This is a genomic window from Methylobacterium aquaticum, from assembly GCF_016804325.1.
In the GTDB taxonomy this organism is placed as follows: Bacteria; Pseudomonadota; Alphaproteobacteria; order Rhizobiales; family Beijerinckiaceae; genus Methylobacterium; species Methylobacterium aquaticum_C.
Genome location: NZ_CP043627.1, coordinates 3207013 through 3219687, shown reverse-complemented (window position 1 = coordinate 3219687; position 12675 = coordinate 3207013). Strand labels below are relative to the sequence as shown.

Genomic DNA, 12675 nt, shown 5'->3' with positions numbered 1-12675 from the left:
CGGGATGACGTGGAGACTGTGACGTCCGCATTGCCCCTGCTCGCAGGCCTTGTACCGTTCACTCCCGCGTCAGCATCGTCCGGCTGATCGCGAAGACCCGCCCGTCCCCGATCAGGTGCGCGGTGAACCCGCCGGGGAAGAGATCGTCGAAGACCTTGTCGCGCACGTTGAGCCCACCGGTCAGCGACCCGAAGGCCGGCATCACCAAGCGCGTCGCATCGAGGACGAAGCAGCGCCGGCGCACCGCGCGGCCGCGCATCGCCACCTTGCCGACCGGGTGGAAGTGGCCGGCGACCTCGCCGATCTCGGGTTTGTCCGCCGGCTCGTGCCGGAGCGTGAGGGCGCCGACCGCCAGGGTGTCGGCGAAGCGGCCGCCGATGCCGTCCTGCACCGCCCGGTCGTGGTTGCCGGAGATCCAGACCCAGTCACGGCCCTCCTGGAGGGCGGCGATCAGCGCGCGGTCCTCGATCGCGAGGCGGGCCGGCCCCTGGGCGTCGTGGAAGGAATCGCCCAAGGCAACCACGCAGGCCGGGTCGAGGCGGGCCACGGCTTCATGCAGGCCGGCCAGGGTCTCGCGGGTGTCGTAGGGCGGCAGGAACTGGCCCGAGCGGGCCGCATACGCCGAGCCCTTCTCGAGGTGCAGGTCGGAGACCACCAGGGTGCGGTGCTCCGGCAGCCACAGCCCGCCGCTGAGATCGAGGGCGAGGGTTTCACCGGCCAGCATGCTGCCCGGGGTCTTGTGGGTCTTCTCGAGCTTGAGCGGCAACGCCACGATCGTCGTCTTTCCTCTCGGAGCGGGGCGCCCTCCGGTCTGTCACGTCAGGCCAGCGCCTCGGTGAGCAACGCCGCCTCGGCCTCGGCCAGGATCTCGTCCGCGCCTTCGCCGTAGACCCGTTCGCGCCCGATCTCGAGCATCACGTTCACGGCGAGCGGCGAGACCCGGTCGAGGGCCTTGTGGATGATTCGCCCCTGGATGCGCGCAAGCATCATACCGAGGCGGGCCACGTCGAGGAGTCCGGTTGCCGCATCCTGCCGCGCCGCCCGCAACAGCAGGTGGCCGGGCTGGTGCTTGCGCAGCACGTCGTAGATCAGGTCGGTCGAGATCGTGACCTGGCGGCCGGTCTTGCGCTGGCCCGGATGGCGGCGCTCGATCAGCCCGGCGATCACCGCGCATTGCCGGAAGGTGCGCTTCATCATCGCCGATTCGTCGAGCCATTCCTCGAGGTCGTCGCCGAGCATGTCCTGGGCGAACAGCCCATCGAGGAAGCCGGGCTCGCGCCCGATGCGCTCCGACAGGTCGCGGGTGCCGAACACCGCCAGCCCGTAATCGTTGGCGGCGAATCCCAGGGGCCGCATCCCGGCCCGCTCCAGGCGGCGGGTCAGCAGCATCCCGAGGGTCTGGTGGGCAAGCCGCCCCTCGAACGGGAAGCAGGCGAGATAATAGCGGTTGGCGCGCGGAAACGTCTCGACCAGGAGGTCGCGGGGCCCGGCAGCACCGAGCGGCGGCGCTGCTGCACCAGGTAATCCGCCACCTGGGCCGGCAGCCGGTCCCACTCGAACGGATCGGCGATCAGCGCCCGCACCCGGGCGGCGAGGAAGGTCGAGAGCGGGAATTTCGAGCCGGCATAGCTCGGGATCGCCGGGTCGGTGCCGGGAGGCCCGCGGGTGACGAGGGCCTCGTCCTCGTGCAGGCCCTCGAAGCGCAGGATCTCGCCCGCGAACAGGAAGGTGTCGCCCACCGTCAGCGTCTCGGCGAAATCCTCCTCGATCTCGCCGAGCACGCGACCCCCGCTGGGCAGCACGGAGCCGGGCTTCGTGCGGTTGCGCCGGGCGAGCCGCACCTTGACCTTGGTCGATTCGATGATCGTGCCGACATTCATCCGGTATGCTTGAGCGGTGCGCGCGTCGCGCACCCGCCACAGCCCGTCCGGCCCGCGCAGGATCTTGGCGAAGCGCTCGTAGGCCCGGAGCGCGTAGCCGCCGGTGGCGACGTAATCGAGGACGAGGCCGAAATCCTCGCGGGTGAGGTCGGCGTAAGGCGAGGCCGCCCGCACCTCGTCGTAGAGGTCGTCCTCGGCAAACGGGCCGGCGCAGGCCATGCCGAGCACGTGCTGGGCCAGCACGTCGAGGGCGCCGATGCGGGGATCGGGCGTGTCCTGCGCCGCCTCCTCGACGGCGTCGAGGGCGGCGCGGCATTCCAGCATCTCGAACCGGTTGGCCGGCACCAGATAGGCCTTCGAGGGTTCGTCCATGCGGTGGTTGGCACGGCCGATCCGCTGCATGATCCGGCTCGCGCCCTTCGGCGCCCCGATATTGATCACGAGGTCGACGTCGCCCCAGTCGATGCCGAGATCGAGGGTCGCGGTGCAGACCACGGCGCGCAGAACGCCGGCCGCCATCGCGGCCTCGACCTTCCGGCGCTGGGTGGCGTCGAGGGAGCCGTGATGCAGGGCGATCGGCAGGGCGTCGTCGTTGAGGTTCCAGAGTTCCTGGAAGGTGTACTCGGCCTGGAGCCGCGTGTTGACGAAGACCAGCACCAGCTTGTGCCGCCGGATCAGGTCGTAGACCGCCGGCATCGATTGCCAGGCGGTGTGCCCGGCGAGCGGCAGGGTGCGGCCGGTCTCCAGCATGTGTAGGTCGGCCCGCGCCCCGCCCTGGACGGTGATGAGGTCGGCCATCGCCGGCCCCGGGGCTGGTCCGGTTCCTTGCGGCACCAGGTAGCGCCGGAGCGCATCGGGCTCGCGCACCGTCGCCGAGAGGCCGGTGGTGGCGAGCCCCGGCGCCAGCCGGTGCAGCCGGGCGAGGCCGAGGCTCAGGAGGTCGCCGCGCTTCGAGGTGACGAGCGCGTGCAGCTCGTCGAGCACCACCCGCTTGAGGTTTCGGAACAGCTCCGCCGCCTCGCGATGCGCCACCAGCAGGGCCAGTTGCTCGGGCGTGGTCAGCAGGATGTGAGGCGGGCGCGCGACCTGGCGGGTGCGCTTGTGCGACGGGGTGTCGCCGGTGCGGGTCTCGATCCGGATTGTGTCGTCCAGCCCGATTCCGGCGACCGGTGCCTCGAGGTTGCGGGCGATATCGACCGCCAGCGCCTTGAGCGGCGAGATGTAGAGGGTGTGCAGCCCGCCCTTGCCGTCCCCCTCCGCCAGCTCGACGAGGGTCGGCAGGAAGCCGGCCAGCGTCTTGCCCGCCCCGGTCGGCGCCACCAGCAGGGCCGAGCGCCCGGCCTGCGCCGCCGCCAGCAGGGCGAGCTGGTGCGGCCGCGGCGCCCAGCCGCGCGCGGCGAACCAGCCGGCGAAGGCGGCGGGGAGGGCGGGGACATCGGACGGGGAGGGCGGGGGGGAGGATGACTTCGGCACGCCCCTCGATGTAGCGCGCGCTCCCGTTTCGTGGGATGGCGGCGGCCGCGAAGAGTTGTCGGGAGCGCCGTCGTGGGTCTCGAATGCACGCCCTGGATCACCCTCGACGAATCCGAACTCGAGGAGAGCTTCGTGCGCGCCTCCGGTCCGGGCGGCCAGAACGTCAACAAGGTCTCGTCGGCGGTGCAGCTGCGCTTCGACGTGCGCCGCTCGCCCGCCCTGCCCAATGCCGTGGCGATCCGCCTGATGAAGCTCGCCGGGCGGCGGCTCACGGCCGACGGCGTGCTCGTCATCACGGCGCAGAACCACCGCACCCAGGAGCGCAACCGCGCCGAGGCCCGCGAGCGCCTGGTCGACCTCGTCCGCGAGGCCGCCGTACCCCCGACCCCGCGCCGCCCGACCCGGCCGACCCTGGCCTCGAAGAAGCGGCGGCTGGAGGACAAGGGCCGGCGGGGCGACGTGAAGAAGCTGCGGGGCGGCAAGCCCGGGATGGAGTGAAGGGTTCACGCCACGGCACCGAGGTCCCCCGTCGCCGTCGCGGATCCCGTTGCGCGGCCCCGGGACGACATCGAGGGTGTCACGTCGGTCGGCCAGCTCGAACAAGCCTTCTGGTCGAGAGCGGCTGCGACGGGACCCGGGCGGCCGAAAGGCCGGTGACCGCCTACACCAAGCCCCGCAACCCCTCCCGATACGTCGGATAGGCCAGTTCCACCCCCAGCTCCTCGCGGATCAGCCGGTTCCGCACCCGCTTGTTCTCGCCGTAGAAGCTGCGCGCCATCGGGCTCAAAGTCGCCGTGTCGAAATCGACCGCCGGCGGCAGCGGCAACCCGGCAAGCTCGGCGGCGAAGGCCGTCACGTCCTGCGGCGGGGCCGGCTCGTCGTCGGTGACGTTGTAGACCGCCCCCGGCCGCGGCCGGTCGAGGGAGGCGGCGAGGGTCGTGGCGATGTCGTCGACATGGATGCGGTTGAACACCTGGCCCGGCTTGACGATGCGCTGCGCCTTGCCCTGGCGCAACTTCTCGAAGGCGTTGCGCCCCGGCCCGTAGATGCCGGACAGCCGGAACACCTGCACCGCCTTGCCCGTCCGCGCCCCGAGCGACAGCCACGCCTCCTCCGCCGCCACCCGGTCGCGGGTGCGCTGGTGGCTGGGCGCCGGGGGGGTCGCCTCGTCGATCCAGGCGCCGCCCTGGTCGCCATAGACCCCGATCGTCGAGAGATAGCCGATCCACCGGGCCGGACCGGCGGCGATGGCGTCTGCGAAGGCGGCCAGCGCCGGATCGGCGCCGGAATCCGGCGGGATCGACACCAGGATCGCGTCGGCGTGGCCAAGGTCGTCGGCGATCCGGGGATCGGTCTCCGCGGGCGAGAAGACCCGCAGGGCGACCCCGTCGAGCGTCCCCGGATTCTGGCGGGTCGCCGTGACGCCGGCGAAACGCGCGCGCTCGCGCGCCACGAAATGGCCGGCGGTGTAGCCGAGCCCGAAGACGAACAGGTTCATGAGGCCGCGCCCTGCCTGAAGGAGGTGCGGTCTTATGCAGGGCGCCGCCCTGCACCCGCCAGAGGGCTCGCCCTCTGGACACCCGGATTTTTCGCCAGTCGCCACTCGGCCAGCACGTCGGGATCGTGCTCGTCCCGCGGCGGGGCAGCGGGCAGGCGTCCGAGTCGGGACAAAGCCCACACCGCCATGCCGCGCACCAGCGGCGAGGCATCGTCGAGCAGGCGCTCGGCCTCGCCGGCCAGGCCCTCCTCCCCCGAATTGCCGATGGCGATCAGCACGTTGCGCAGGAAACGGTCGCGGCCGGTGCGCTTGATCGGCGTACCGGAGAACCGCGCCCGGAAGGCGTCGTCGTCGAGCCGGGCCAGCTCGGCCAGGGGAGGAGCTGCCAGGTCCTCCCGCGCCATGAGCCGCGTCTCGCGCGTGGCGACCGCGAACTTGTTCCACGGGCACACCGCCAGGCAATCGTCGCAGCCGAACACCCGGTTGCCCATCGGCACCCGGAACTCCTCCGGGATCGGGCCTTCGTGCTCGATCGTCAGGTAGGCGAGGCAGCGCCGCGCATCGAGCCGGTAGGGGGCCGGGAAGGCGCCGGTCGGGCAGGCATCGAGGCAGCGCCGGCAGCGGCCGCAATGGTCGTCCTCGGGCGTGTCCACCGGCAGCTCGGCCGTCGTGTAGATCGCTCCGAGCAGGAGCCAGTTGCCGAAATTCCGCGACAGCAGCACGCTGTGCTTGCCCTGCCAGCCGAGGCCGGACGCCGCCGCCAGCGGCTTCTCCATCACCGGCGCGGTGTCGACGAAGACCTTCACTTTCGCCCCCGCCTTCGCCGCGAAGGCGCCGCCGAGCTCCTTCAGCTTGCCCTTGATCACGTCGTGATAGTCGCGCCGCCGGGCATAGACGGCGATCGAGCCGCGCGACGGCGCGGCGAGCGCCGCCAGCGGATCGCCGTCGGGCGCGGCATTGACCCCGAGCATCACGATGCTGCGCACGTCCGGCCACAGCCGCGCCGGATCGGCCCGCTCCCCGGTGCGCTCCTCCATCCAGCCCATGCCGCCATGGTGGCCGGCGGCGAGCCAGGCGGAGAGGCGCTCAGGGAGAGCCGGCACCGCGTCGGGGCGCGTCACCGCCAGGGCATCGAAGCCCATCGACCGGGCGCGGGTCTCGAGGAAGCGGCGGCGGGCCTCGGGGTCTGGAGGGCTTTGGGGTTCAGAAGTCCAGATCCGCGTAATGGTCGGCCGGGGCCATCCCGGCCACCCGGTCGGCGAGCAGGCTGCGGAACGAGGGGCGCGACTTCACCCGCGCGTACCAGTTCCGGGCCATCTCGTCCTCGTCCCACGGCACGTCGCCGAGGTAATCGACGCAGGACAGGTGCGCCGCCGCGGCGAGGTCGGCATAGGTCAATTGGCTGCCCGCCAGCCAGTTCCGCCGCGAGATCAGGTAGCCGATGTATTTCAGGTGGTAGCGCACGTTGCTGCGCGCCGCCCGGATCGCGTTCATGTCCGGCGGACCGCCGCCGTACTGCGAGGTCATGAAGCGCTTGTGGATCTTCTCGGTGACGAGGTAGCCGGTCACCTCCTGGTCGAACTTCTGCAGGAACCAGTCGAGCAGGCGCCGCACCTCGACCCGGGCGGCGGGGGATTCCGGCAGGAGCCGCATCCCGCCCAAGCCGAGGCCCCGCGTCTCGTCGAGATACTCGGCGATGACGCTGCCGCCCGGCACCGCGAGCCCGCCTTCCTCGACCAGCACCGGGGTGGTGCCGGCGGGGTTCATCATCAGGAAGTCGTCCCGGCGCTCCCAGGGGCGCTCTTCGACGAGCTGGGGCTCCATGCCCATCTCGGCCATGATCAGGCGCACGAAGCGGGAATGCGGGCAGAACGAGGAATGGTGGAGCGTCGCCATGCGGGGCCGTTTCGCGCTTCGTCTGTCGGCTGGCCTGGAAGGTCGGCTCGCGGTGGGTCGTGCGTCTCCGAATTGACCCCCGCAGGATTAACGTCTGGTCACCGAGACACGGATATCTTTCGGCATCCTTAACACGGGTCACGGGTGCTGGTAACCGAGCCTCAACCGTGTCGGTGCAAGGCTCGGTCGGGAGGCTTAAACCCCCGGCATGCCCCCCACCACAGACTTGCCACAGAGGTGGAGCCGTACCGGCGTGCACGACGCGGGCGCGGCCCGGGTCCCGTTCCCATCCCCGCCGGACGCGGTCGCCCGACCGCCCGCGGCGCGACCACGAGAGCAGGCGACATGACGACGGCGACAGGACGAGCGGGCAGGCCCGCGGCGGATTCCCGGCGGGGAGCGCGGTGATGGACGTCGCCAGCATCGGCAAGGCCGTCATTCTCGCCCTCGTCGAGGGCGCCACCGAGTTCATCCCGGTCTCCTCGACCGGGCACCAGCTCCTCGTCGGCCACTTCATCGGGTTCGAATCGCCCAACAACACCTTCGAGGTGCTGATCCAGCTCGGCGCCATCCTGGCGATCGTCGGGGTCTATTTCCGTCAGCTCCTCGACCTGCTGCGGCGCGCGCCCGGCGATCCGAATGCCCGCCGCTTCATCCTGGCGATCCTGATCGCGTTCCTGCCCGCCGCCATCATCGGCGGCCTGTTCTCGAAGTACATCAAGTTCTACCTGTTCAACCCCTGGATCATCTGCTCGACCCTGGTCGCCGGCGGCCTCGTCCTCCTCGTCATCGACGAGACCGAGCTGGAGCAGAAATACGACGACGTGCACCAGTTCTCGCTGCCGATGGCCCTGAAGATCGGCTTCTTCCAGTGCCTGGCGATGATCCCCGGCGTGTCGCGCTCCGGCGCCACCATCGTGGGGGCCATGCTGATGGGCTCGGGCAAGCGCGCCGCCACCGAGTTCTCGTTCTACCTCGCCATGCCGACCATGGCCGGCGCCTTCGCCAAGGACCTGCTCGACAACTACAAGAACCTGTCGAAGGACGATGTCGGGCTGATCGCCATCGGCTTCGTGGTGGCGTTCCTGTCGGCCCTGTTCGTGGTCCGCAAGCTCCTCGACTACGTCTCCCGCCACGGCTTCGCGCTGTTTGCCTGGTGGCGCATCATCGTCGGCGCGGCGGGATTCGCCGGGCTGATCGTGTTCGGCTGACGGGACTCGTCCGGGGGACCTCGACCAATGGCGTGTGGCGCGGTTATGTCCTGGCGTTAGGGAGAAGACCCCGCGCCACGAGGACCCGCCATGGACGATACGACGCTCGCCGCCGCGTTTCCGGCCGCCACGGAGGCGCAGTGGCGTGCCCTGGTCGACGGGGTGCTCAAGGGGGCCGATTTCGAGAAGCGGCTGGTGCGCCGCACCCCCGACGGCATCGCGATCCAGCCGCTCTATCCGCCGGCCGAGGCCGCGCCCCAGCCCGGCCGCGCCGCGCCGGGGCGCTGGCGGGTGAGCCAGCGGGTCGACCATCCGGATCCCCGTGAGGCCAATGCCCTGGCGCTGACCGACCTCGAAGGCGGCGCCGACGCCCTGACCCTGGTGATGGCCGGCAGCCCCGCCGCCCGCGGTTTCGGCCTGCCCGGGCCCCAGGCCATCGCGGCGGCGCTCGACGGGGTGATGCTGCCGCTGATCGGCCTCAGGCTCGATGCCGGCGCGGCCGGACCGGACGCCGCCCGGGCGCTCCTGACCCTGGCCAAGGCCCGCGGTGACGACCCCGCCGCCCTCGACATCGATCTCGGCCTCGATCCGGTCGCCGTGCAGGCCGCGACCGGGACGGCGCCGTCCTGGCCCGGCCTCGCCGACCTGCTACGCGAGGTCGAGGCGGCGGGATTCACCGGCCGCACCTTCCTGGCCGATGCCCGGCCCTTCCACGAGGCCGGCGCCAGCGAGGCGCTGGAACTCGCCTCCGTGCTGTCGGGGGCGCTCGCCACCCTGCGGGCGCTGGAGGCCGGCGGGCACGATCTGGAGCGCGCCCGCGCCGCCCTGGCCTTCCTGCTGGTGGCCGAGTCCGACGAGTTCCTGACCGTGGCGAAGTTCCGCGCCCTGCGCCGGCTCTGGGCGCGGATCGAGGAGGCCTGCGGGCTGACGCCGGCGCCGATCCGCCTGCACGCCGAGACCGCCTGGCGCAGCACCACCCGGCGCGACCCGTGGGTGAACATGCTGCGGGCCACCGCCGCCGTCTTCTCGGCCGGCCTCGGCGGGGCCGACGCGGTGACGGTCCTGCCCTTCACCGCGGCTTTGGGCCTGCCCGACGCCTTCGCGCGCCGCTGCGCCCGCAACACCCAGCACGTCCTCCTCGACGAGGCGAACCTGTGGCGCGTCGCCGATCCGGCCGCCGGCGCCGGCGGCTTCGAGGCCCTGACCGACCAGCTCTGCGTCGAGGCCTGGGCGCTGTTCCAGGCGATCGAGCGGGACGGGGGCATCGCCGGGAGCCTGCGCTCGGGTGCGATGGCCGACCGCCTCGCCGCCCTGCGAAAAACCCGCGACGCGGATCTCGCCACGCGCCGCCAGCCGATCACCGGCACCAGCGAGTTCCCGGACCTGCACGAGGCGCCCGTGGCGGTTCTGAGCCCCGCCCCGGCGGCGGAAGCCGCGCCGGAGGGCGCCTTGCCGTCCCGGCGCCTCGCCGAGCCCTACGAGTCCCTGCGCGACGCCTCCGACGCGATCCTCGGCCGGACGGGCCGGCGCCCGCGGGTCTTCCTCGCCAATCTCGGGCCCTTGAGCGCCTTCAACACCCGCGCCACCTTCGCCCGCAACGCCTTCGAGGCCGGCGGCATCGAGGCGGTGACGAACGAGGGCTTTGCGGACCATGCCGCCATGGCCGCGGCCTTCCGCGATTCCGGCACGCCGCTCGCCTGCCTGTGCTCCTCGGACGCGGTCTATGCCGAGGAGGCGGTGCCGGCGGCCGAGGCCCTGCGCGCAGCGGGCGCCGGCACGCTCTTCCTCGCCGGCCGGCCGGGCGACCTCGAAGCACCGTTGCGGGCAGCCGGCGTCGCCCACGACCTCTATGCCGGCTGCGACCTCGTGACGCTTCTGGAGCGGGCGCAACAGGCGGCGAGCGCCTGAGGCCGGACACCGCGCCCCGAGCCGATGCCGCCCGGCCCGGGGCGCCCTATCTCGTGAGCACCGTGACCGAGATCCTTTTCTACCACATGCAGCGCCAGCCCCTGGAACAGGTGCTGCCGAGCCTCCTGGAGAAATCCCTGGAGCGGCAATGGCGCGTCGCCGTGCAGGCGATGAGCGAGGAGCGGCTCCAGGCCCTCGACGATCACCTCTGGGTCTTCTCGGAGGAGAGTTTCCTGCCCCACGGCACCGACCGCGATCCCGATTGCGCCACCCAGCCGGTGGTTCTCACCCTGCACGACGCCAACCCGAACGGCGCCTCGATCCGCTTCCTGGTCGAGGGCGCGGCCCTGCCCGACGACGCGGCCACCTACCAGCGCATCTGCATCCTGTTCGACGGCACGGACCAGGACGCCCTGCTGCATGCCCGCGAGCAGTGGCGCGGCGCCAAGGAGGCCGGCCACAGCGTCGCCTACTGGCAGCAGGACGAGCGCGGCCGCTGGCAGAAGAAGGCGTGATGCTGGGTTTGCCCAGGGGGAAGAACGAGCACTGGTTGAACCCTCCCCCCTCTGCGGGGAGGGTGGCGAACGGAGTGAGCCGGGAGAGGGGACGCCGCTTCCGGAGAGGTCGCGACCGAGGTGAAGGGCGCCACCTGGAGCAGCGTCGCGCTGCCCCTCTCCCGCCCCACTCCGTGGGGCACCCTCCCCCGCAGAGGGGGGAGGGGGTAACCCGCGCCCGATCTTTCGAAGGAAGGGGAGCGGCAGTCGTGGAATAGACCAGGGCCCCCGCCCGCGAGGAGACGTCATGACCCACATCACGACCCGGATCCTCACCGTCGCGGCGGCCCTCTGTCTCGGAGCCGCGCCGCTTGTCGCGCAGCCTGCCCGCCAAGAGTCACGCCAAGAAACCCGCCAAGAAGCCCGCCAGCCCGAAGGCCGGCGCCTGCCCCCCGACGCGACGACGCAGCACAGCCTGACCTTCTCCGACGGCCGCACCCTGAAATTCACGGCGGTGGCCGGCAGCCTGCCGCTGGTCGACGAGTCCGGAAAGCTCCAGGCCGAGATCGCCGTCACGGCCTTCACCCTGCCGGACAAGGAGGCCCGGACCCGGCCGGTCACCTTCGCGGTCAATGGCGGGCCGGGCGCGGCCTCGGCCTATCTCAACCTCGCGGCGGTCGGGCCGTGGCGCCTGCCCTTCGAGGGCACCAGCATCAGCCCGTCGATGGCGCCGGTGACGGTGCCGAACGACGAGACCTGGCTCGATTTCACCGATCTCGTCTTCATCGATCCCGTCGGCACCGGCTACAGCCGCGCCACCGGCGACGATGCGAAGCGCTATTACGGCATCGAGAGCGACGCGGCCGTCCTGTCGGCGGTCATCGCCCGCTGGCTGCGCACCAACGACCGGCTCACCTCCCCGAAATTCTTCCTCGGCGAGAGCTATGGCGGCTTTCGCGGGCCCCTCGTCGCACGCAAGCTCCAGGACGACGTCGGAATCGGGCTCTCCGGGCTGGTCCTGCTCTCGCCGGTCCTCGATTTCGGATATCTCCAGCCGCCGCGCCACAACCCGCTCGGCGCGGTGACGCGGCTGCCCTCGCTCGCCGCCGCCGGCCTGGAGAAGCGCGGCGAGACCCCCGACCCCGCCCGGATGGCGGCGGCGGAGGCCTATGCCACCGGCCCCTACCTCGCCGACCTCCTGCGCGGACCCGCGGACAAGGCCGCCATCGACCGGATGACCGAGCGCGTCGCAGGCCTGACCGGGCTCGATCCCGCCCTGGTGCGCCGCCAGGCCGGCCGGGTGGCGGGGGCCAGCTACCAGCGCGAGGCCGACCGCGATGCGGGGCGGGTGGCGAGCGCCTACGATACCGGCATCACCGGCTGGGACCCGGATCCGAGCGCCGCGCAAGGCCGCTTCGCCGACCCGGTCCTCACCGCCATGGTGGCGCCGCTCACCAGCGCCGCCATCGACCTCACCGCCCGCACCCTGAACTGGCGGGTGCCGAACCTGCGCTACGAACTCCTCAACAACGCGGTCAACCTCGGCTGGAACTGGGGCGGCGGCCGCTCCGCCCCGGAGGTGGTGAGCGACCTGCGCCAGGCGCTGTCCCTCGACGGCGACCTGCGGGTGCTCGTCGCCCACGGCTATACCGACCTCGTCACGCCCTACTTCGCCTCCAAGCTGATCCTCGACCAGATGCCGGCCTATGGCGGCAGCGAGCGCCTCTCCCTGTCGGTCTATCCCGGCGGCCACATGTTCTATTTCCGCAAAGGCTCGCGGGCGGCCTTGCGCGGGGACGCGCTCCGCCTCTACGAGACGGCCCTGGCGGCGCGGCGCAGCGGCGCCGAGGGTCGATGACGGGCGGGGCACGATGCGGCGGACGGTGATCGGAATCGCCCTGATGGGCGCGGCTCTGGCGGGTCTGCCGTTGGCCGGGTGCAGCAGCACCGACCGCGCCGCCCCGCCGGTGAACCTCGCGAGCCCGCCGAAACCCGCCCCGCCGCCGACCCCGAGCTGGGGGCCGGTCCTGGCTCAGGACGGCACCTGCACCGGCACGGTCCCGAGCACCGCGACGGAGATCGCCCCCGGCATCGGCGAGTGCGAGCTGGTGCGCCTGAAGGGCAAGCCGCCGACCGACGTGCTCGTCGGCGAGAGCGGGCGCGGCCAGCGCGAGGTGCAGGTGCTCTACACCGAGCCCGGCGCGAAGGAGCTGTACTTCTTCGTCAACAACCGCCTCGACCGGATCGTGAAGTAGGGCAGGGGCCCCGCCGTCCGAGCGACAGGACGGGCGCCCCCACCGCTCCGGCGGCGCCCG

10 protein-coding genes and 1 pseudogene are annotated in these 12675 nt (G+C 72.0%); 6 read left to right on the top strand and 5 right to left on the bottom strand.

What is annotated here, in order from left to right; genetic code table 11:
* Positions 1-58 precede the first annotated feature (58 nt).
* Both pdeM and F1D61_RS14650 read right to left on the bottom strand, forming a co-directional pair.
* Positions 59-772: a ligase-associated DNA damage response endonuclease PdeM gene (gene pdeM, locus F1D61_RS14655; protein ID WP_203158638.1), complete on the bottom strand. Its 714-nt coding sequence runs from the start codon at positions 770-772 to the stop codon at positions 59-61.
* 47 nt (positions 773-819) lie between these two features.
* Positions 820-3353 (bottom strand): annotated as a pseudogene (locus F1D61_RS14650) (ligase-associated DNA damage response DEXH box helicase).
* Positions 3354-3425: 72 nt separating this feature from the next.
* On the opposite strand from F1D61_RS14650, the gene arfB reads away from it, so the two are divergent.
* A complete protein-coding gene (gene arfB / locus F1D61_RS14645) occupies positions 3426-3851 on the top strand; it encodes an alternative ribosome rescue aminoacyl-tRNA hydrolase ArfB (RefSeq protein WP_203158637.1) in 426 nt (141 codons plus the stop codon).
* A 163-nt stretch (positions 3852-4014) separates the two neighbouring features.
* Here the strand turns inward: arfB and F1D61_RS14640 are convergent, their stop codons facing one another.
* From F1D61_RS14640 to F1D61_RS14630, 3 genes are all read right to left on the bottom strand, one after another.
* On the bottom strand, positions 4015-4851 hold the full coding sequence (locus tag F1D61_RS14640; RefSeq protein WP_203158636.1) for an SDR family oxidoreductase: 837 nt from the start codon (positions 4849-4851) through the stop codon (positions 4015-4017).
* Positions 4852-4883: 32 nt separating this feature from the next.
* Positions 4884-5993: a tRNA epoxyqueuosine(34) reductase QueG gene (gene queG / locus F1D61_RS14635; protein ID WP_203158635.1), complete on the bottom strand. Its 1110-nt coding sequence runs from the start codon at positions 5991-5993 to the stop codon at positions 4884-4886.
* Between the two features lie 61 nt (positions 5994-6054).
* On the bottom strand, positions 6055-6747 hold the full coding sequence (locus tag F1D61_RS14630; protein ID WP_203158634.1) for a glutathione S-transferase family protein: 693 nt from the start codon (positions 6745-6747) through the stop codon (positions 6055-6057).
* Positions 6748-7154: 407 nt separating this feature from the next.
* On the opposite strand from F1D61_RS14630, the gene F1D61_RS14625 reads away from it, so the two are divergent.
* From F1D61_RS14625 to F1D61_RS14605, 5 genes are all read left to right on the top strand, one after another.
* Positions 7155-7958 (top strand): undecaprenyl-diphosphate phosphatase, encoded by an 804-nt coding sequence (locus F1D61_RS14625; RefSeq protein WP_203158633.1) that lies wholly within the window; start codon positions 7155-7157, stop codon positions 7956-7958.
* Positions 7959-8048: 90 nt separating this feature from the next.
* A complete protein-coding gene (locus tag F1D61_RS14620) occupies positions 8049-9866 on the top strand; it encodes a methylmalonyl-CoA mutase family protein (RefSeq protein WP_203158632.1) in 1818 nt (605 codons plus the stop codon).
* 62 nt (positions 9867-9928) lie between these two features.
* Positions 9929-10381: a DNA polymerase III subunit chi gene (locus F1D61_RS14615; protein ID WP_203158631.1), complete on the top strand. Its 453-nt coding sequence runs from the start codon at positions 9929-9931 to the stop codon at positions 10379-10381.
* Between the two features lie 286 nt (positions 10382-10667).
* On the top strand, positions 10668-12218 hold the full coding sequence (locus tag F1D61_RS14610; RefSeq protein ID WP_203158630.1) for a S10 family peptidase: 1551 nt from the start codon (positions 10668-10670) through the stop codon (positions 12216-12218).
* A gap of 34 nt (positions 12219-12252) precedes the next feature.
* Positions 12253-12615 (top strand): hypothetical protein, encoded by a 363-nt coding sequence (locus F1D61_RS14605; protein ID WP_432443305.1) that lies wholly within the window; start codon positions 12253-12255, stop codon positions 12613-12615.
* Positions 12616-12675 lie beyond the last annotated feature (60 nt).

Coding starts and splice junctions, on each gene's coding strand:
- F1D61_RS14640 (WP_203158636.1), bottom strand. CDS start 4,851: ATGAACCTGTTCGTCTTCGGGCTCGGCTACACCGCCGGCCATTTCGTG.
- queG (WP_203158635.1), bottom strand. CDS start 5,993: ATGGGCTTCGATGCCCTGGCGGTGACGCGCCCCGACGCGGTGCCGGCT.
- F1D61_RS14630 (WP_203158634.1), bottom strand. CDS start 6,747: ATGGCGACGCTCCACCATTCCTCGTTCTGCCCGCATTCCCGCTTCGTG.
- F1D61_RS14625 (WP_203158633.1), top strand. CDS start 7,155: ATGGACGTCGCCAGCATCGGCAAGGCCGTCATTCTCGCCCTCGTCGAG.
- F1D61_RS14620 (WP_203158632.1), top strand. CDS start 8,049: ATGGACGATACGACGCTCGCCGCCGCGTTTCCGGCCGCCACGGAGGCG.
- F1D61_RS14610 (WP_203158630.1), top strand. CDS start 10,668: ATGACCCACATCACGACCCGGATCCTCACCGTCGCGGCGGCCCTCTGT.